Annotated in this window: 19 protein-coding genes, 2 tRNA genes, 1 other RNA gene and 2 pseudogenes; 3 read left to right on the top strand and 21 right to left on the bottom strand. The window is 27.1% G+C overall.

What is annotated here, in order from left to right; translation table 11 throughout:
* Positions 1-396: 396 nt before the first annotated feature.
* The 11 genes and pseudogenes from RGC78_RS08740 to RGC78_RS08690 all read right to left on the bottom strand — a co-directional run.
* Positions 397-1,470: a pyridoxal-phosphate-dependent aminotransferase family protein gene (locus RGC78_RS08740; RefSeq protein WP_309556486.1), complete on the bottom strand. Its 1,074-nt coding sequence runs from the start codon at positions 1,468-1,470 to the stop codon at positions 397-399.
* Positions 1,471-2,190: 720 nt separating this feature from the next.
* A complete protein-coding gene (locus RGC78_RS08735) occupies positions 2,191-2,376 on the bottom strand; it encodes a hypothetical protein (RefSeq protein WP_252216207.1) in 186 nt (61 codons plus the stop codon).
* Between the two features lie 248 nt (positions 2,377-2,624).
* A complete protein-coding gene (locus RGC78_RS08730; RefSeq protein WP_309556485.1) occupies positions 2,625-3,839 on the bottom strand; it encodes a DUF2705 family protein in 1,215 nt (404 codons plus the stop codon).
* Complete coding sequence (locus RGC78_RS08725; RefSeq protein WP_252216086.1) at positions 3,840-4,754, bottom strand: ABC transporter ATP-binding protein; 915 nt, start codon at positions 4,752-4,754, stop codon at positions 3,840-3,842. It abuts the gene before it with no gap.
* A 419-nt stretch (positions 4,755-5,173) separates the two neighbouring features.
* Positions 5,174-5,422: a pro-sigmaK processing inhibitor BofA family protein gene (locus tag RGC78_RS08720; protein WP_252216089.1), complete on the bottom strand. Its 249-nt coding sequence runs from the start codon at positions 5,420-5,422 to the stop codon at positions 5,174-5,176.
* 17 nt (positions 5,423-5,439) lie between these two features.
* The gene (locus RGC78_RS08715; RefSeq protein WP_309556484.1) at positions 5,440-5,715 is read right to left on the bottom strand and encodes a YaaL family protein; all 276 of its coding nucleotides are present in this window, start codon (positions 5,713-5,715) and stop codon (positions 5,440-5,442) included.
* Positions 5,716-6,176: 461 nt separating this feature from the next.
* Positions 6,177-6,773 (bottom strand): recombination mediator RecR, encoded by a 597-nt coding sequence (recR, locus tag RGC78_RS08710; RefSeq protein ID WP_252216095.1) that lies wholly within the window; start codon positions 6,771-6,773, stop codon positions 6,177-6,179.
* Positions 6,774-6,964: 191 nt separating this feature from the next.
* The gene (locus RGC78_RS08705) at positions 6,965-7,306 is read right to left on the bottom strand and encodes a YbaB/EbfC family nucleoid-associated protein (protein ID WP_004443240.1); all 342 of its coding nucleotides are present in this window, start codon (positions 7,304-7,306) and stop codon (positions 6,965-6,967) included.
* 78 nt (positions 7,307-7,384) lie between these two features.
* Positions 7,385-9,025: a DNA polymerase III subunit gamma/tau gene (dnaX, locus tag RGC78_RS08700; RefSeq protein ID WP_309556493.1), complete on the bottom strand. Its 1,641-nt coding sequence runs from the start codon at positions 9,023-9,025 to the stop codon at positions 7,385-7,387.
* Between the two features lie 203 nt (positions 9,026-9,228).
* Positions 9,229-10,389, bottom strand: coding sequence for an RNA-guided endonuclease InsQ/TnpB family protein (locus RGC78_RS08695; protein WP_309556478.1), 1,161 nt, complete (start codon positions 10,387-10,389; stop codon positions 9,229-9,231).
* Positions 10,390-10,394: 5 nt separating this feature from the next.
* A pseudogene (locus RGC78_RS08690) lies at positions 10,395-10,478 on the bottom strand (IS607 family transposase); the annotation flags it as partial.
* A 904-nt stretch (positions 10,479-11,382) separates the two neighbouring features.
* Here RGC78_RS08690 and RGC78_RS08685 point away from each other — a divergent pair.
* Positions 11,383-12,174 carry a thymidylate synthase gene (locus RGC78_RS08685; RefSeq protein WP_309556477.1) on the top strand — a complete coding sequence of 264 codons (792 nt, stop codon included), beginning with the start codon at positions 11,383-11,385 and terminating at the stop codon, positions 12,172-12,174.
* 111 nt (positions 12,175-12,285) lie between these two features.
* Positions 12,286-12,780 carry a dihydrofolate reductase gene (locus RGC78_RS08680; protein ID WP_252216103.1) on the top strand — a complete coding sequence of 165 codons (495 nt, stop codon included), beginning with the start codon at positions 12,286-12,288 and terminating at the stop codon, positions 12,778-12,780.
* A gap of 180 nt (positions 12,781-12,960) precedes the next feature.
* On the opposite strand, the gene ffs is transcribed toward RGC78_RS08680, so the two are convergent.
* The 9 genes from ffs to RGC78_RS08635 all read right to left on the bottom strand — a co-directional run bounded on the left by ffs (position 12,961) and on the right by RGC78_RS08635 (position 20,486).
* An RNA gene (gene ffs, locus RGC78_RS08675) (signal recognition particle sRNA large type) lies at positions 12,961-13,226 on the bottom strand.
* Positions 13,227-13,738: 512 nt separating this feature from the next.
* Positions 13,739-13,830: transfer RNA gene (locus tag RGC78_RS08670), tRNA-Ser, on the bottom strand.
* A 39-nt stretch (positions 13,831-13,869) separates the two neighbouring features.
* Positions 13,870-14,658 carry a prolipoprotein diacylglyceryl transferase gene (lgt, locus tag RGC78_RS08665; protein ID WP_252216105.1) on the bottom strand — a complete coding sequence of 263 codons (789 nt, stop codon included), beginning with the start codon at positions 14,656-14,658 and terminating at the stop codon, positions 13,870-13,872.
* A gap of 145 nt (positions 14,659-14,803) precedes the next feature.
* Entirely contained in the window at positions 14,804-15,343 is a 540-nt protein-coding gene (locus RGC78_RS08660) for a phosphatase PAP2 family protein (protein WP_309556476.1), read from the bottom strand.
* A gap of 75 nt (positions 15,344-15,418) precedes the next feature.
* Positions 15,419-15,877 (bottom strand): nucleoside deaminase, encoded by a 459-nt coding sequence (locus RGC78_RS08655; RefSeq protein ID WP_252216111.1) that lies wholly within the window; start codon positions 15,875-15,877, stop codon positions 15,419-15,421.
* A 144-nt stretch (positions 15,878-16,021) separates the two neighbouring features.
* On the bottom strand, positions 16,022-17,275 hold the full coding sequence (locus tag RGC78_RS08650; protein ID WP_252216114.1) for an HlyC/CorC family transporter: 1,254 nt from the start codon (positions 17,273-17,275) through the stop codon (positions 16,022-16,024).
* Positions 17,276-17,479: 204 nt separating this feature from the next.
* A complete protein-coding gene (locus tag RGC78_RS08645) occupies positions 17,480-17,947 on the bottom strand; it encodes a DUF6106 family protein (protein WP_252216117.1) in 468 nt (155 codons plus the stop codon).
* Positions 17,948-18,522: 575 nt separating this feature from the next.
* On the bottom strand, positions 18,523-19,221 hold the full coding sequence (locus RGC78_RS08640; protein ID WP_252226176.1) for a leucine-rich repeat domain-containing protein: 699 nt from the start codon (positions 19,219-19,221) through the stop codon (positions 18,523-18,525).
* A gap of 35 nt (positions 19,222-19,256) precedes the next feature.
* A complete protein-coding gene (locus tag RGC78_RS08635) occupies positions 19,257-20,486 on the bottom strand; it encodes a right-handed parallel beta-helix repeat-containing protein (RefSeq protein ID WP_252226178.1) in 1,230 nt (409 codons plus the stop codon).
* A 271-nt stretch (positions 20,487-20,757) separates the two neighbouring features.
* On the opposite strand from RGC78_RS08635, the pseudogene RGC78_RS08630 reads away from it, so the two are divergent.
* Positions 20,758-20,928, top strand: a pseudogene (locus RGC78_RS08630) (site-specific integrase); the annotation flags it as partial.
* 100 nt (positions 20,929-21,028) lie between these two features.
* On the opposite strand, the gene RGC78_RS08625 reads toward RGC78_RS08630, so the two are convergent.
* A tRNA-Arg gene (locus tag RGC78_RS08625) sits at positions 21,029-21,103 on the bottom strand.
* Positions 21,104-21,643: the final 540 nt, after the last annotated feature.

The raw sequence follows: 21,643 nt of genomic DNA, 5'->3' as shown, positions 1-21,643 counted from the left end.
TCACATCAACTCTAAACTTTCACACAGTACAATGTTTCAATAAAATACCGCTTGTCACAATTTTATATAATGAATATTGTCACATTTACCGCTTGTCTAAATTTTACATTTGGAGCAAGCTAAAATAGGACTATATTCATTGTTAGTGTTCTCAAAGTAAATTCCTAAGATTTAGATTATTATTTTAATATATGTGTATATATTCTATAGGTAAAGTGGCATTGTAATTGGACTTTGAGAATTCTTAATGAGTATTGTCATATTTACTGCTTGTCTTAATTTTACATTAGGAGCAAGCTAAAATGGGACTATACTCATTTTAGCATTCCTAAGTTCAATTACTCAGTCCACCTTTGCTTATGAATATATACACAGTTTTCAAAACATGTCTAAAATCTATAACCCTAAAATTTCTTCTATATTTTTAAGCAATTCCTTTACATCTTCTACTGAACAATCTGCCATATGAGCTATTCTAAAGGTCTTTTCTTTTAAATCACCATATCCATTAGAAATTTGGAATCCTCTTTTACCAAGCTCTTTATTTAAATCAGCTACATTTATTCCTCTAGTATTTTTAATTGTTGTTAATGTATTTGATAGATGATTTTTATCTGGGAAAATATCAAAATATTTTTTAGCCCACGCTCTAACTATTTTAGCCATCTCAAGATGTCTTGCAAATCTATTTTCTAGTCCTTCTTTATTAAGTATATTATCTAATTGATAATCAAGAGCAAACATGTGAGAAAGTGATGGTGTTGAAGGATATTGATAATCTTTCTTTTGAATATATTGATATAATTTTAATAAATCTAAGTAATACCCTCTGCTCGGAACTTTTTCTGCTCTCTCTTTAGCTTTTTGTGAAAAAGTACATACTGATAATCCTGGAGGCAAACCTAAAGCTTTTTGAGATGATGTAATACAAACATCTATCCCCCATTTATCAACTTCTATTTTCGTTCCTGCTGCTGAACTTACTGTATCAACAATAAGAACTACATCAGGATATTTCTTAACTATATCTCCTATTTTATCAACTGGATTCATTACTCCTGTTGATGTTTCATTATGAGTAACAGCAATTAAGTCGTATTTCCCTGTACTTAATGCTTTTTCTACTTCTGCTAGATCTATTGCTTGTCCCATTTCTACTGAAAATAAATCAGCTGGAACATTGTTGTTAACTGCCATGTCATACCATCTTTTTCCGAAAGCCCCCACGGAAAATACAGCTGCTCTTTTAGCAGTACAACATCTTATAGCACCTTCCATAAGTCCACTACCAGAAGTTGTAGAAAGTAATATTTCACTATTTGTATAAAATAACTTTCTTAAATTATCGCTTATTCTTCTTTGTAAAATTGAAGCATCCTTACTTCTATGTCCTATCATTGGCGTTGCCATTTTTTCTAGAACATCCTCTCGAACCTCAACAGGTCCTGGAATAAATAATTTTTTATGCATTTTAAAACCACCCCATTTTATTAATAAATTATATTGCTTATTAGTGCTTATTTGACATTGATTTATTTGTATATTTTACTACTTATTTACATTTAACTCAATACTTTATCGCTTTAAATTGTACTACTTTGCTATTGTTAAATTTTTAACCATTTTTAGTGTTTTTCTTCACTTTTATTGTTAATTTATTAACAATAGATTTTAGCTATATTATAACAATTATAAGTACATTTTTTTCAAACATAAGCATTTTATATTCTCTTTAATATATTTATGCTTCCTTTATATCATTTGTGAAATTTATTATTAAATACATATAAAACAAAATGGAGAGTTAGTTTTATTATTAACAAAATTTTACATATTAATTTATTACATCATAATAACATTATTTGGTATTTTTATCAATGTATTGATACCAAATAAAATGTTTTTCACATTATTAATTAACTTTAAATTATATATATATATATATTTCTTATCCCCTCCCTCTTTCAACTAAATATTTATCTAGAACCTAAGGTTTATGAATTTTTCAATCTTTAAAAATTCTTTAAGATACATTTCTTAATCTTTAAACAAAATTATAATTTGAGTTATCCACAGACTCTTTTTTTAACAAAAATTAATTAATTCACATAATAATAATCTAAATTCATAAAAATAAATAAAAAAGATCCCTAATAATTTTATCAAAAAATTATTAGGGATCTTTTTCTATTAATATCTATCATATTCTTCATCAAAAAATAATACTGATTCTGTTTCTCTACAATACTTTACACACATACATTGTGCTAATTTTCTTGGACATCTATAACATAAACATGTTAAATCATGCGAATTACATTTTCCATTTTTTAATTCTGGACAATCTTCACAATTAACTCCATTTCCTGCTGGCATAACATCAATTCCTTTCTTTGAAATTAGGCACATTCAAATAAATAACTAGTCAGTATGCTAGTTTATTTTGAGAACTACTTCTTCATTGGAATCTACTAATAGCATAACTATTAGCAGAACCCAAGTCATTGTATTTCACAAAATATCCGTCGCATCTTTGACTTGTTATTTATTTTCATATGCCTTATAATATTACAATTATTATACTACTAAATTATAATACATTTTTATAAAGTAAATTCAAAGCTTTAAATTAATATTTCTTTCTTTTTAAATACAATATGTGCAATTGTATAACTAATTATTGTAGTTAAAATCATTACAATAACTCCATTAATAGGAGTTATATTCACGTTTTTATACATATATGCTATATCACCAGTTATTACAGCTGTTACAGAACCATAACTTAAAAATACAAGATGTGAAAACTTTGATAAAAATTCAAACATTTGAAATACTATAGTTCCTGAAGCTGTTATTATAATTGATATAGCTGTAGTTACATTACTGCTTTTAAATAATGTTGATATTAAAAATATTATTGAACAACAAGTTATTATAAAAAATATTTGTAATAATAACGACCTTATTATCAACTCATTAAAGTTTCCTATTCTACCTGTATTAGCGATTCTAACTAAGTCTGGATATCTTTGAGCTGGCATATTTGAAGTATCTAAAAAATACCTTACTCCCATTGTTTTAGGATATGTTCCTGCATTAAATCCTTTTACAGCTCCAAGTCCCAAAAATGTTAAAATTTCTGTTGATATAATCATTGTTAATACAGTAATTGTTATAGCTATAAATTTAGATAACAAAATCTTTCCCCTTGATACAGGTTGCACTAGCAAGAATTTCAACGTTGGTGGAGTACATTCCCCTGAAACTATATCACTCATAAATACAGATATCCCTACTGCTAATAAAACCATGCCTAATATAGCCATAACACTGTCTATATAATTATAAGCATTAAACTCATATCCGTATAATGGTTTTATATTATTTTGCTCTAAGTATTTAAGTTTATCTATTCTTTCCGAAATCCATGTCTTGTCTTCCTCTGCAATGTCTTTATTTTTTAAATTTTCCTCATGACTCTTTATTTCTTCTGTCACATCTAGCTTCCATTGATCAACATCACTATGATTGTTTATTTGATTTTCATATTTTATTTTTTCTTCTTCATAATGTTTCAAATCTTCTTTTAACGTATTTAAATATTCTTTATCTTTACTATTTTCTATTTTGCTCATTTCTTCTTCTGTATAATTAATACTTTTTTCAACTTGTTCTAATTTATATTGTGGAGAATTATATTTTTTCATATTTTTATCTTCATGATGTAAGCCATACATACCGACTAGCATGAATATTATAAATAATCCAAATACAATCCATGTTTTAGGCCTTTTTAGTATCTTTATAAGTTCATTTTTTATTAACAAAAATATCATTTATATAGATCCTCCATTCATAAGTTCCATATATCTTTCTTCTAATTCTTGTTTGTTTTTATAGACTTCACAAATTTCTATATTTTCGTTTACTAATTTTTTTATTAACTTAGGAGTCATGTCTTTTTCTATAAGCAATATTATTTCATCTCCATTTGTTTTACTCCTAATAACATATGGTAGTGTCTTAACTATATCTAATACTTTTTCAATAGCAGTCTTTGTCCTTAAAATTATATCATCTTTTCCTTGATATATTCCTTTGTTACCCATCTTCTCTATAGACTGAATTACGCCTTCATTTATGAATGCTACTTTATCACATAAATTTTGAATTTCACTTAATATATGAGAGGAAATAAATACTGAGATTTCTTTTTCTTTAGATGCTTTTTTAATAAGTTCCCTAAATTCTAATATTCCTGTTGGATCTAGTCCGTTAGTAGGTTCATCTAATATAAGCAGTTTAGGATTTCCCATTAAAGCTACTGCGAGTCCTAATCTTTGTTTCATTCCAAGAGAATATTTTGAAACTTTATCATCTATTCGTTTTTCAAGACCTACAAGCTTTACTAATTCTTCTACTTCTTTTTTAGATACACTTCTAATTCTTGCTATTTGCATTAAATTTTCTCTTCCAGAAAGATATTTATATAATTCAGGATTTTCAACTACAGCTCCTACGTTTTTAAGTGCCTTTTCTTTATTTTTATTTAAATCATAACCACATATTCTTATTTCACCATTACTAGGTTGTATTAAGCCTACTAACATTCTTATAGTTGTAGTTTTTCCTGCACCATTAGGACCTAAAAATCCAAATATTTCTCCTTGTTTTATAGAAAGATTTATTCCTTTAATTATCTCAGTTTTTCCTAATGTTTTATAAAGATTTTCTATTTCTAAAACATTCATCAATTTTCCTCCTTAACGTGAGCTATACTTAGAATTATAAGTACAACAAATTAATAAATATATATATAATTTCTTAATATTTATTAAATATATTTTGAAACTCTCAATATGAAAGTCTATATAACCTTAAAATTTATTATTCTCTTAATATTTGAATTTTTTTAAAATTAATACTTAATAGTAATAAAATGTTTACAAATTATCTTATATTAAAAGTTCCAAGATTTCTAAAACAATATATTGTAAAAATTCTAGTTGAATTTTTTCTATGAGTTCTCCAACTTCACATTGCAATTTTCAAATAAACTTCTGTGAAAAATAAAAATAGAGCTTGTATTATTTAATTTAAATAAATAACAAACAACAAGCTCTATTTATCTTTTAGTTTTTCAAATTTTAAATATCTTAACTTTAAATACTTATAAAAATACTTGTAGTATAGCTAAAAGTATTACTCCTGGTATACCTAAAAAGCCTGCAATTAATGCAGTAATTGGATTTATTGCTAAGCCAAAATTAAAATTAGCACCAACTAAATTTACTACATATAATATTACAACTCCAAGCACTCCATTTATAAGAATTTTTAATGGCCATTTTAAAAGTTTTATCATTAAAAATAATAAAACTAATCCAATCAAACCATATATTATATATTGCTCATTCATAAACAAACTCCTTTTTATTATTTTGAAGAAATGTTTCTTTGTAAAACATAATCATCAGTCACTTTAATTCCTTTTGATTTAGCTATAAGTAATAGATAATCATATCTTTTTTTAGCCATTTCTTCTGCATATATTGCTACTTCAATTAATTTAGAATCATTCACATTATCGAACATACTTCGTGCTGCATCAATTTCAGACTTAGTATCTTCTAATTGCTCTATTAATTCCTTATTTACATCTATATCTTTTGTTCTATTAATTAAATATTCAATTATTCTGTTTTTATTCATATAAATACCTCCAAACACTACTATTAAAATCTTATCCATAGGTTTGAATGTATATACTTAATTTTTATATATTTTTTTAATTATAGTAACACTTTTTTTAAAGAATTCATAATATATTACTATAAAAACTTTTCACTCATATCAAATAAAAAGTTCTAACTCCCATCTATATAACACCTTTTTTTCTGGAACCCAATATCTATTGGGTTCCATTTTTAGTTCTATGATTTGTTTTATAGATTTGTTTTTAATTAGACAGTGATATTATAGTATAAGAGCGCAGTGGCGTTGGAATTTTCTTTCTACAATACTTAATAAAGATTTGTTGAATTAATTGCTTGTCACAATGTCTCATTGGGAGCATGCATTAATTAGACTAAGCTTTGTTTTAGTATTGTTAAAGTAAATTCCTCTGTCCATGAGCATTATACTATAAGATCACCATGCTTTTTTAAAACTATCTATATTTCTTTTCTACCTTCTAGTGCTTTAGATAGGGTTACTTCATCTGCATATTCTAGATCTCCACCAACTGGTATTCCTGCTGCAATTCTAGTTACTTTAACATCTAATGGCTTTAATACCTTTGCTATATACATAGCTGTTGCTTCGCCTTCTATATTAGGATTAGTTGCTAATATAACTTCTTTTACTTCTTCATTCATTCTTGCAACAAGTTCTCTTATCTTTATATCTTGTGGGCCTCTTCCTTGCATAGGTGATATATTTCCATGCAATACATGATACACTCCATTAAATTCTTTTACTTTTTCCATTGTCATTATATCTTTTGGTTGTTCTACAACACATATTGTACTCTTATCTCTATTAGGATTTGAGCATAATGCACAAGGATCTTTATCTGTAAAGTTTCCACATGTTGAACAATATTTTATTGTTCCCTTCGCTTTAACTAATGCGGTTGCAAACTCTCTTACCTCGTCATCAGGAAGATTTAATATATGTAAAGTTAATCTTTGTGCTGTTTTTTTCCCTATGCTTGGCAATTTTGCAAACTCTTCAATTAATTTTTCTATGGCTACTGGATAAAATTCCATATTACACTTCTCCTTTATATATCTCATATTTTAGCAGAGTGTTGATACCTGCATAAGCAACGCTTGGCTAAATCATTGAGCTAAAGATTCGAATTTAGATAGTTAAAAGCATACAGCTTTAAGGAATTTCCTCTATTCTGTATGCTTTATTTTTACTTAGGATTTTATTAGATAATATTTTATTTTATTATTTAAAATAATCCTCCTGGCATTCCACCAGTTAATTTTCCCATTTTGCTAGCAGTTTCTTCTTCTGCTTTTCTTAAGGCTTCATTAACTGCTGTAAGTACTAAATCCTCAAGCATTTCTACATCATCTGGATCTACTACTTCTGGCTTTATATTAATAGATTTAACTTCTTTTTTACCAGTTACTGTTACAGAAACAGCACCGCCACCTACTGATGTTTCAAATTCCTTTGTTTCAAGATCCTTTTGCATATCTTCCATTTGCTTTTGAAGCTTTTGCGCTTGTTTCATAAGGTTATTCATATTTCCTCCCCCGAAACCTCCAGGGAATCCTCCTTTTGCCATACAAATCCTCCTCTTAATAAATTTCTACTCTCTATTATAGAACATTTTCTTATTGTTTACTACATTAAAATATTGATTCTACTCGTCTAATATTTCAAAAGGCATTCCATCTAACTTTTGCTTTAGCAATTCTTCTTTGCTTAATTCACCATCTTTATTATTTTCAACTTCATACCTTACTATTATTTTATCTTTTAATACTTCAGAAAATACTTCATTAACAATTTTTTTATATTCTAATTTTTCTAATCTATTTTTATTAAAGGCATATGATGCTTCATATAATAATGTGGCTACACCATTTTCAAATTTATATGGTCTTGCAGTTACTATAGATGCATATATAACCATTGCTCTTTTTGCTTTAAATGCCTCTAATATTTCTGACCAAGCTCTTTTTATATTATCTATTGTTAAAGAAGATTCAACATTAACATTATGTTCTTCTGATACAGTAGGTTGCTCTCTTTTAACTTGTTTTTCTTGAGATTTAACTTGATTATTTGATACTACGTCAGTTGAATGTGCTTTTTCACTTATTTGTGAATTTGATACTACTTGTATCTTACCACTTTTTATGCTTTCTTCTAACTTATTTATCCTAGCAAGCATGACTTCACTTGATGTATCATATTCTATTTTACACATCTTTATTATACTAAGCTCTAAATATAATCTGCTTTGTTTACTTACTTTAGAATTAGCTTCCCCTTCTTGAAGAATTCTAATCCCTCTCATTATTTCTTCAATACGTATTTTTTTACCTTGCTCTTTTATAAGTTCAATATTTTCAAGAGACATATCTAAAATCTCTTCTGGAGTATTAGAAACTTTAACCATAAGTAAATTTCTAAAATGTCCTATTAAATCTTTTATAAATAAATGAATATCCTTACCTGAAAAAACTAATTTATCAATTATTACCATAGCTTTTTCTATATTTCTTTCTACTATTGAATTAGTTATGTCAAATAAATATTCGTTTGTAACCAACCCTAATATGCTTATTAAGTCATCATATTTTATATTGTTATCACCCATAGCTATTGCTTGATCTAATATACTTAAAGAGTCTCTCATAGCACCGTCAGCCACTCTAGCAATTAAATCTAAGCTCTTTTCATCAACACTAACATTTTGTGATTCAGTTATTTTTCTTAATCTATCTGAAATATCTTTTTGATTTATTCTTTTAAAATCAAACCTTTGACATCTAGATAAAATAGTTATAGGTAATTTTTGAGGATCAGTAGTTGCTAATATAAATATAACATTACTTGGCGGTTCTTCTAATGTCTTTAAAAATGCATTTACCGCTCCCCCTGATAACATATGAACTTCATCTAATATATAAATCTTATACTTACCCTCTTGTGGAGGATATTTTGTATCATCAATTATATCTCTTATTCTATCTATTCCATTGTTAGATGCTGCATCTAATTCCGTAACATCCATTGATAAACCTTCATTTATCTTTTTACACATCTCACATTCATTGCAAGGCTCTCCATTTTGAAGATTAAAACAATTTAATGCCTTAGCCATAACTTTAGCTGTTGATGTTTTACCTGTTCCTCTTGTTCCACAGAAAAGATATGCATGTGCAATTCTATCATTTAGAATTTCATTTTTTAATGTTGTTGTTATATGTTCCTGACCTACTACATCATTAAATGTCCTTGGTCTCCACTCTCTATATAAAGCTGTATATCCGATACGAAAAACATATACATTTCTATCTAAATGTAGACATTTATACTGTGATACAACTTATATCCTAAGACTTTCATATTGTATCTTCCTGCTTCAACGAATCTGATTTTGTAGTGATAAATCACATACTACTTTCATTTCATATAATTCTTAGCAGGCTTAAATTCCCCAGTATCGTTGGGTACATATTCAGAACCTATTTTAAGTTAGGCACTCTGAAGTGAATAATTTGCTAAATTAATTGATGCATTTAAATCTCTATCCAGTTTAAAACCACAAGAACATTTATATATTCTATCTTTAAGTTTTAAATCTTTTTTGATTTTTCCACAACAAGAACATTTTTTAGATGAAGGATACCACTTATCAGCTTCTACAAACTCTATTCCATTCTTTTTACATTTATATTGAATTTGTCTTTTAAATTCATATAATGATTGCTCTGCAATAGCTTTTGAGAGGTGTTTATTCTTCATCATATTTTTGATATTAAGAGTTTCCATCACAATTCTACTAGGTTTGGTTTTCACAATAGCAGTTGTACTTTGATGTAAATGGTTTGTTCTTATATCAGTAAGTTTTTTGTATAAATTACGAATTATTTTATTTTGTTTTTGGATATTTTTCATATCTTTTAAAGGTGTTTTATAGATAGGCTTTCTATTTTTAGTATAGCCTATAGTGTTAGCCTCGAGTTTTCTACTCACTTTACGTTGTTCACGTTTTAATTTACGTTTAAGATGTTTAACTCTTTTAGTTTTGTTAATATTCTTTTTAACTTCACCATCTGAACAAACAGCCAGCTCTTTTATACCAACATCTATACCTAAAATTTCTCCTGTCAATTCAACAGATTTAAAGTCTACGTTATATCCAACTGATAAAAACCAACTTCTACCATCAAATGATATTCTAGGATTAGAATATTTTTCATTTTTCTTTAATGTTGGTAAAGTTTTACACGTTTTAATGAAGCCAATCTTTTCACCTCTAAAGCCACCCTTAACCTTTTTTAAACTTTCATAATTTACATAAAAACTTATTTTACTTTTTCGTCTGCTTCTATATTTTGGTTTTCCAGAAAGACCTTTAAACCATCTATCCCTAGCTAAACTTGCATCTTTGACACCTTGTTTCATAACATTACTTCCAACTTCTTTAAGCCAAGTATGTGTTGTCTTTTTTAAAACATTATTTATATTCTTTCTAACATCACTTTCTTTAATGCTCTTTGAGTTTTCATTGTAATATTTTTCGCTTTCAGATAAAAAATGATTATAAGCCCATCTAGCTACTCCAGCAGATTTCCAAAATAAAACTTCTTGTTCTTTTGTGGGTTTTAATTTTATTTTAGTTGCTATTATCACCGTTTTTCACCTTTTTGCTTCATTCTTCTTAGTGTAACAACATTAATACCTACTTTTTTAGCAAATTTTCCAATGGACATCAATTCCATACGTACCATCTCCTCTTTTATTACTATATATTTATTATTATAACCAAAAGAGGATTTGTAAACATTTATTAGACTTATATATATTTTTCTCATTCACTATAATTCGCAACATTATAGTAGTCTTTCCATTACTGGTAGACCTCTTATGCTTTCACATAAGCGTAGACTATATCTTTATCTCTAAATAAGAGATACGGTATTTTTCTTCCACCCTTAGCTTGTGGTTTTACTCTCCCTCAAGGAGATAGTCGTTGAAGGTTATCCATATCATATATGACTTAGGACATTCCCTGCTAAACACCCATTGTAAAAACCCTTAGTGCCTAACGTATCTTATATGTCATGATTATCCATTTATAAGACCTAATTAGATTTTATTTCAACATAGGTTATCCTTACGCTTTTTTCTGCTTTCGCACCGTTACACTTGCTATTTCTAGCTTTGCTTTGGTAGTAAGGCTTTAGGGGTTAAAAGCAATTAACTCCGAGTCTGCACCTATCGCTAGATACAGAGGGCTTTCTGTTTTTTAAATCTATACTTCTATACATATTTGTATAGTTTTGTTTAAATTTGTTGCAACAGTTTAGTTACCCAAAGGTTTACTCCACCTTTCTTTTTCCTTTAAATATATATTTATTATACACTAATAAATATCAAATGATAAATTATATAGACTATATTTATTATAATTATCATGCTCTTATAAATTTAATGTATTATTTAAATTGATTTAATATAAAAAATATGAACGTTGTTATTAAATATGCCCATGTGTTAAAATGAATATTAGTATTTTAATGAAAGATTATGTTTAAACTGATTTTTATATATTAATAAGTTACACAAATTATAATTATCTAAATACTTAAACATAACTTAATACAAATTTTGGAGGTAATTAAAATGAGTTTATATGATGATAAATATTTAGAAATAGCTAAAAATATTTTAGATAATGGATATTATGATAATAATAGAACTGGAATGCCTACTTATAAAATACCCCATCAAGTAATGCAATTTAATTTAGAAAAAGAATTTCCTATATTAACTACTAAATTTGTTGCTTTTAAAACAGCTGTTAAAGAACTTTTATGGATTTTTAAGGATCAATCTAATGACGTAAAAAAACTTCAAGAACAAAACGTACATATTTGGGATGAATGGGAAATGGAAGATGGAACTATCGGAACATCTTATGGTTGGGTTGTTAAAAAATTTGACCAAATAGATAAACTTATAGATTCTTTAAAAAATAATCCTCAAGATAGAAGAATGATGCTTAATTTATGGCAAATACCTTATTTAGATGGTGGAGCTCTTTGTCCTTGTTGCTTCCTAACTATGTGGGATGTAACTGATGGTAGACTTAATTGTATGCTTGTACAAAGAAGTGGAGATTGGCCACTTGGAATTCCTTTTAATACCAGCCAATATGCTGTATTAGTTCATTTAATTGCTCAAGTAACAGGTCTTAAACCTGGACTATTTACTCATGTAATAAATAATGCACATATTTACGAAAACCAAATTGATGGAATGAAAACCCAATTAGAAAGAAAAGCTCAAGCTTATGATGCTCCAAAGCTTTGGATAAATCCTGAAATTAAAGATTTTTATGATTTTACTCCTGATGATATTAAACTTGAAGATTACAAGCATCATGAATCAATAAAAATGCCTGTTTCAGTTTAAAATTTAGTTGAGTGCTAATATATGCATAAATAAAACTAGGCAGAGTAATTGAACTTAAGAATACTAAAATGATTATATGATTTAAATGAGATATTAAAAGGGGGCTTATAAATGTTATCAATAATAGTAGCTATTGCTAAAAATAATGTTATTGGAAGTGATAATAAATTAATTTGGCATATTTCTGAGGACTTAAAAAGATTTAAAGAAATTACAAGCAGAAAAACTATTGTAATGGGAAGAAAAACTTTTGAATCTCTTCCTGGAGTATTACCTAATAGAAAACATGTGATTTTAACTAGAGATAAAAATTTTAAAGTTAACTCTGAATGTGTAGAAATAATTTATGATTTCGAGGAATTATTAAATAAATATAATAACTCTGACGATGAAGTTTTTATAATTGGTGGTGGAGAAATTTATAAACAGCTATTACCTTATTCTAATAAACTGTACTTAACAAAAATCAATAAAGATTTTAATGGGGATACTTATTTTCCGCAAATAAATTATGATGATTTTAAAATAGATTATGAATCAGATGTTATAACTGATGAAAAAAGCGGATTAGAATATAACTTTATAAATTTAAGTAGACTTTCTTAGTTGAAATCTTACACTCTCTTATATATTAAAAAAGAACAAGAAAATGAGGGAATTTAAAATTTAAATTCCCTCATTTTCTTATCCTATTGTTTTGTCCTATATTGTTAATCCTATTGAAGAATAACCTAATTTAATTCGAAAAAAAATCCTTCATTCTCTGTGAAGGTTTATGTATATAAACCGTGCACCTCGCTTCGATAAAAATTCCCTATACGTTACCTTTGCAGTTAGCTCAGACCAGATTGATCCACGGCACATGCAGTGTGCACTTATCGCTGCTTCCTTCCGGACCTGACGAGGTTCATACGCTTTCATTGCGTGGGACCCAGTCATCAACACCACTTACAAAGGTCAGACTATAAAAAATTAATACCTCTACGAGGAATTCAATCCTGCTATAGCGGATTGCAGGTTACAGGGCACCGCTAACTCCCCATCTAGCACGGAATGGTGGTATGAAGAGGATTCGAACCTCAATAATTCTTTTTCTTAATGAAAAGTATCTGCCTCCATTAGGCATCAAACCATATTAAGTACTATACATTTTTTATACTTTTACATCATAACACATACCATCTATAAATACAAGATAATACTATTAATATACTTTTGTAAATATATATATTATTATGAATTTATCTTAAATTTTTCCTTAATATTAATATTTATTTAAATTAAAAACATTAATATTTTTCTATTGCCAATTCATAATATCATATATATTTTTTTGATTCAACCTTTTGTTTAAATATTATTTAGGCACATGAAAATAAATAACAAATCCAAAGTTTCCATGAATATTTTTCTTTATATTTCACCATATTTAACTTATATATTTTTAAACAAAAAATAAGAAACACATAATCTAAATTCATTAAAAAATGTGTTTCTTAAGTATATATTTTGTTAAACTCTATAATCTATCTACATGTCATAAATAGAAAAACCAATAAATTCTTGGCGGAGAAAATGGGATTTGAACCCATGATAGAGCGTGAACCCTATACACGCTTTCCAGGCGTGCTCCTTCAACCACTCGGACATTTCTCCAAAGGCATAATGCTTTTTTATAATATCATATAAAAATGCCTAATTCAACTGAATATTTTGTATCTTATTTTTAATTTTTCTAATATAAATAATTAAAGAAAGCCCGAAAATTATTCCTATTATACTTATTAATTGAGCAACTCTTACTCCACCCAACATTAAACTATCAGTTCTAAGTCCCTCAATAAAAAATCTACCTACAGAATATAAAACAATATAACTAGATATAACTATTCCCTTATTATTTTTTTTCTTTTTATAAAGTATACTAATTAGAATAATACATACTACTAAATTCCAAATAGATTCATATAAAAATGTAGGATGATAATATGTTCCATTAATATACATTCCTTTTTGTATAAACTGTGGAAACTTACTTATAAATTCATAAGTTACTTCTCCTCCATGTGCTTCACTGTTCATAAAATTTCCCCATCTACCAATAGATTGAGCCAATATTATCGATGGAGCTACCACATCTAAATAATCTAAAAAATTTATTTTTCTTACTCTTGCATAAACAAATGCAGCTATTAATCCAGCTATTAATCCACCATGTATAGCTAAACCACCTTGTCTTATATTAAATATATCAAGTACATTTTCTTTATAATTTTCAAATTCAAATAAAACATAATATAATCTTGCTCCAATAATAGCTACTGGAAAAGATACAAGAAATCCATCACTTAAAATATCAAAGCTTAAATTCTTCTTATTGCAATTATAATAAGCCAATATTAACCCAAATAGAACTCCAGTTAAAATTATAATGGCATACCATCTAATATCAAAATTTCCTACTTTAAAAGCTATTGGATTCATAAATACCACACTCCTCTTCATTTGTATCTTATTTTATTTAATTGGCTATGTTTTAAATATATGTTGATATATGCATAAGCAAAGTGGACTGAGTAATTGAACTTTGCCTATTGCATATATCAACACTCTGCTAAAACATAGCCATTTAATTAAATTTTTTATCGTACTTAGGACTTATTATTTTATAAATACAAGTACTTAAAATTATTCCTAATACACACCCAACTAGCACATCTGATGGATAGTGAACATATAAATACATTCTCGAAAATCCTATAAGTGCTGCTAATAAAAATGCACCAATTCCCATTCTTTTATTAGCTTTATAAATAATAGTTGCTGCTGCAAATGAAGACATAGTATGTCCAGATGGGAATGAAAAACTATTAGGTGCCTTTATAAGTAATTCTATATTTTCAACAAAATTAAAAGGTCTTATTCTTCCAACTAGTGGTTTTATGATTCCATCACCAATTAATACACCAATACATAATGTACATAACATTATAAAACCATATTTTCTATACTTATTATTAGATATAAATGCTAATCCTATAATTATCCATACTAATCCCATATTTCCTAAAGAAGTTATTATAGGAACAATCTTATCCATCATCGGACTATGTAAGTTAATACGTATAAACTCCAAAATTTTGTTATCAAACATTTGAATAAATTGCATTAATATCCTCCAAACCATAAATTTTTTACTACTATTTTTAATGTATATTGTGAGTAATTTTTATTATAACATATACTATAATAATTTATTTTTATTAAGTTTCCTTTTTAACTGAAAGAATTCCATAAGTAATTTTGAACATTCTTCATCATATAACCAATTAACATTAACAAACGAATCTAACTTTCTACTATCTATAAGGTTTATTACAGAACCACAAGCTCCCATGTCCTTATTAAATGTCCCTATATGTAATTTTGATATTCTGCTTTGAATTATAGCACTAGCACACATAGAGCATGGTTCTAAAGTAACATACATTTCCGTTCCTTTTAATCTCCAGTCATTTAAAATTTTTGATGCCTTTCTTATTGCTAATATCTCTGCATGAGCTGTTACATCATTTAATGTTTCTTTTAAATTATGAGCCTTTGATATAACTATGTTATCCTTTACTATAACTGCACCTATTGGAATTTCACCTTTGGACATTGCTATCTTTGCTTCTTCTTTAGCAATATCTAAAAAATTCATATATTTTCCCTCCATAAAAATCAATATATTAATTTTTGATTATATCTCTGTTTTAAATATGTATTGATATATGCAATACTCTGTTAAAACATAATCTACTTTAAAAAAAGACTGCTGATTATTTTTGCCAGCAGTCTTTTATGATTATTCGTTATCTGTAAATATTCTAACTTTTTTAATTCTATTTTTATCTATATTTTCTACGATAAATTTCATATTATCGCACTCAATTTCTTCTTTTTCTTCAGGCATTCTTCCAAGCTCTCCAATTATAAGACCTCCAATAGAATCAAATTCATCTGATTCCATATCAGTACCTATTAAATCACCAATATCATGAAGTCTCACACTACCATCTACTATATATTCATTTTCTTTAATGACTTCAATACTTGTATTAGCTTCATCATATTCATCTTCTATATCACCAACAATTTCTTCTACCAAATCTTCTATAGTAATTATTCCAACAGTACCACCATATTCATCTAACACAACAGCAATATGATTTCTTTCTTTTTTCATTTCCTTAAATAATTCTACAATCTTTTTAAATTCAAACGTATAGAAAGGTTCTCTTATATATTTCGTCATTTTAAAGTTTTCTCTAGGATTTTCAAGCATTAATAAATCCTTCACATTTAATATACCAATAACATCATCTATAGTTTGATTATAAATCGGTATTCTAGAAAATTGTTCTTCTTTTATAATCTTTAATACATCATCATAAGTTGATTCTGAATCTAAAGCAGTAACATCAACTCTTTGAACCATTACATCCTTTACTTGAAGATCAGCGAAATCAAATACATTAAATATCATTTCTTTTTCAACATTTTCTAATACGCCTTCTTCTTCACTTACACCTACCATTGTTTTTAATTCTTCTTCAGTAATAAATGGTTCAGTAGCTTTAGGATCTGCACCTAAAATTTTTATAAAAAATGATGATATAGCTGTAAATATATATACAAAAGGTTTAAATATAGTAACTATTAACTTTATAGGTTTACCAACTTTTAAAGCAACAGAATCTGATCTTTGCTTTGCAATAGATTTAGGCGTTATTTCACCAAAAATTAATACTAATACAGTCATAATTCCTGTAGCTATTCCTACTCCACCTGAACCAAATATATTAGTTGCAAGCACAGTAGCAAGTCCTGATGCTGCAATATTAGCTATGTTATTACCTATTAATATAGCTCCTAATAATTTATTTGGATCTTCTGTAAGTTTTTCTACTAATTTTGCTCCTGGTACGCCTTCTTCCACCATATGTCTTAGTCTAATCTTATTTATAGACATTAATGCTGTTTCTGACATTGAAAAAAATGCTGACAGCATAAGTAATATTATTAAAGTTACTATCTCCCACGTATAACTAGGGTCCAAAAAAAATCACTCTCCTAATTGATTTAATAATTATATTTTACTCAACATTATATCATAATATTATTAAAAGTAATATATTGGATTAATATAAAAAACACATGCTTAAAAAATCAACATATTCATTAATTTTTAAGGCGATGTAATTTTATAAAGAATAAAAAAGTCACACCATTAAAAATGATGTAACTTTTTTTACAGATGATCTTACATATTATTTTTAAGAAAAATATTAACCAACTTTTCTATCTCGGTATTTAAAGCTAGTTGAACTATTTCACCATTATTTAATTCAAAATTATATTTTTTAAGACCTTCAATATTAGTAGTATAGAACTTTTTTATTTTTGAATTATTATCTTTCTTAGATTCTAAAGCATATAAATTCTTTATAGAACTCTTGTCCATTTTTAAAACAATTTTTCTTTTACTCATATTAAATATTTTAGTTATAGTTAAAGTTCCATCAAAAAATTCATACTCATAATCAACATATATACACATACTACTTAAAAATAAGAATACAGATAATACTATCAATGATACCGCTATCATTAATGATAAAAAAAATATAAATAAAGATAGTATAAATAATACTATTGAAATCTTTTTCATGACTTGGCTACTTTTATGTGATTTGTCTGAAGGAATAAATTGTTCAGCAAAAATCTCCATGCAATATACTTCCTTTCTTTTGTTGTGACTTGTGTGTTTTTACTAATTACTTAATTTGTATAACATGAATTTAGTTTACATATATATATTTTAATTGAATTTACTAAAAAATGCATTATAAAATTTAATATTTCCTTGATTTCGTTAAACTGCACAAAATTTAATACATAATTCCCCCTATAATGAACAAAAAGATTTCAATAACATGTGTTTATATGCTTTAATATAGTATTTGTATGTACATAAGTTGAAGTAAGCCGAGTAATTTGACTTAGCAATGGCAAAATGAGTATAGTCTAATAATACATTAAGATAAGTACTTTACATGAAGCTTTTTAGTCATATTTTATGTTTATTTGAATTGTGATATAATAAATATATAAAAAAGTGCCATGCTGGTAACATGGCACTCTCCTAGAACGTTTTTTAGTTTTAGGGCTATTAGATTTTTAACGGTTAAGGAAAAGAATGCTTATCTTTTAGGATTAGATGGGGCATTCTTTTCATTTGTTTTAAAATAAAATTTAAAACCTTTTATATCTATTTTTTATTATACTAATTGCTTAGCCTTATTGTTAATAATAGAAATTTATATTATAACAATTTTTTGGCAATACTTTAACCAAAGATTGTTTCTCTTTTGCAGTAAAATTATTTCCCTTTAAAGAAACTGTTTTTAAATTAGGAAGCTTCTTTAAAATATCTATAAGCTTATTCATATCTGTAAGCTTAGCAGATTGTATAGAACACACTCTAAGATTAGTCAGCTTACTTATATCCTCTATGTCATATAATTCGTCATCTCTTATTACAATTACATTAAGATCTTTAAGATTTTCTATTCCTTTTAACGTACTAACATTTGCATTTACAAATGTTAAATTAGTTACACCTTTGAATTCTTCTTTTAAGAAATCGCCATATTCTCTACCTACTTTTGCTTTAAGTATCTCTCTAAAATTTAAATCTTTTACACCAAATATAGGATTATCAACCCATTTACCGTCATGTCCCATACGATAACCGTCTATAATTGTATCATGAGCCATATACCCACGCATACTTTCATTAGAATATTTATCATATCCTGTATAAAAATAATACCAATCACAATCTATTAACTGCCAACCACTTTCTTCATATACACCTATACCATACTTCCAACCTTTACTATCTTGCTTCCAAGCTGCATCAGCACTAATTGGATTTAACGCCAATACTGATACCACTAATAATAAACTTATTATTACTTTTCTTAACATTAACCTCTTCATCTTATTATTTCTCCTTCATATTTCCTATAATCATACTATCGCCAAACATTATTATTAAAAGTGCAATTTTCAAATTTCACACTTTCACTGCTATCTTTTAAATAATCACACTTATTACCGCTTACCTCTGAATCCTTTACTGTTATTTTGCTGCTCTTTCCACAACTAAAGAAGCATGTCTTACCAACATTAAAATCTGTATCTGATGATCTTGAATTATTTTTTATTATACATTTATCTAGTAAGACATTTGAGCCTTCATGATATGGTAAGTCTGCACCTGATACTCCAATGAAACCATATTCAAAGTTATTATTACCTGATAATTCACATTTTTCAAATATAATATCCTTTGATCCTGATATATCTATTATATTGCCGTAAGCTTCATGATCAATTATTTTATTTTCTGTAAATTTGATATCTTCACAACCATTAATCCTTAGTGCTTCAAAAGAACAATGATCTATTATACATTTTGATGCGTTTAGCCCTTTTACATTGCCTAAACTTAATCCTACACTGCCACATCCATATAGTTCTGAATTCATTATTGAAATATCAGTACTATTGTGGAAGCTAAGTACCCCTGCATTACAATGATATGGTTCTGGTGTGTGTCCTGCAATAATGTTTTTTATAGTAACATTACTAACATTATTAAAGTTCATTATTTCAGCATAACGAGAATCTATGTTTATTTCTACCTGTCCTGGTCCCATTCCCTCAATTGTCAAATCATGAATATTTTGAATGTTTAATTCTTTTCCATCATATACATTTTTCCATATTACTGAATTATCAATATTATTAACTTGTTTAATATTTGATAAATTATATACTCCTGGTTTTAATATAATCCTCTTGTTGGAACCTATGGCATTAACAAGTTCCTTAGCATTTTCAACAGTAACCTCAACCATTTCATCTTTTGATGTATTTATTGATGATGTTGACTCTGCATTCGTTGATGTTGTCCACTGAGTAATTGTTGATACTGGTATCCTATTGGCTGACAATGCACCATCAGAACCTAATTTATATCCATCAATTGTTGTGTCATGAGCCATATAACCAGATGATTCGAAATAATACCACTTTCCATCTATTACATCCCATCCCTTAGCATATGAATTATCCTCTGTATACCACCATCCATTAGAATCTTGTTTCCATGCTGCACTTGCTCCTATTGGAGCAAATGCCAATACTGACGCTGCTATTAATAAACTGGATATTACTTTTATTAATTTTAACTTTTTCATTACTATTAATCCCCCTAATTTACCTAATAACATAATTGTATACCATTTCCACAATTTATTAAATATGTAATATAACTCAATATAAAATATTAATTTCACTATTCATATTCGACTTAATTTCTTATTCATAGGCATCTATATATTAAAATTCCAGTATATAATATTGCTTAATACTTCTAAATTAATAATGTTGTTTACTTATATTAAAAATTTATTAAACACTCAATAATATTTTTAATATGCAATTAATTTTCTTAATACATATCTATTTAGTACTATATTAATATTTAATGGTGAAAATATACAGGTTGTATCTGACAGACTTGGTCATAAAGATATAGCGACTACATTGAATACATATACTCACATAATGGAAGATATGAAAAATAATACTGCTAGCTTATTAGATAATATTTTTAAATATAGTCCTAGTACAATATAGTACCAAAAAGCTGAATAAAAAATTTAGTACAATTTATAGTACAATATTGAATATAACAAATGCCTCAACCATTGTGGTTAAGGCATTTTCTATATAATCATGGTATCCCCAGTAGGAATCGAACCTACATCTGTCCCTTAGGAGGGGACTGTTCTATCCATTTAACTATGAGGACTTGAATTATGAAATTATATATTAAATTTTATTATAGTTATTATCCATTGTCAAGTAATGCTATTTATACAATCCATCTCCACAAAGTTCATTTAAAATATCATCTTTTATTAATGTTGGTATTTTAATATAAAGGCGAATCTGACATTGGAATTTACTTTTTAGAATCCTTAAATGAGAAACCAAAAATAAGTACCCAAATTTTATATTTAGCTAAACAAACTTTCACCTATTACAAAATTTAATTTAAAAAACACATTAATCAAGCTATTGTTAATATATGTTGAGATATGCAATATGTAAAGTTGGCATTGTAATTGGACTTTGAGAATACTTAAGTGAGAATCTAAAAGTAAGTGTCCAAATTTTACATTTGGCTACACGAACTTTCACACAGTGCATTTTATATTTAGCTTTTCGAACTTACTCAGCGAAGTCGAGTTTCCTTTTAATATTCTCACATTTACTGCTTGTCTCAATTTTATATTGGGAGCAAGCTAAAATGGGACTATACTCATTTTCGCATTCCAACCAAGTTAAA

Source organism: Clostridium aquiflavi (assembly GCF_031344075.1).
In the GTDB taxonomy this organism is placed as follows: Bacteria; Bacillota; Clostridia; order Clostridiales; family Clostridiaceae; genus Clostridium; species Clostridium aquiflavi.
This window is presented reverse-complemented; position numbering and strand designations above follow the sequence as displayed.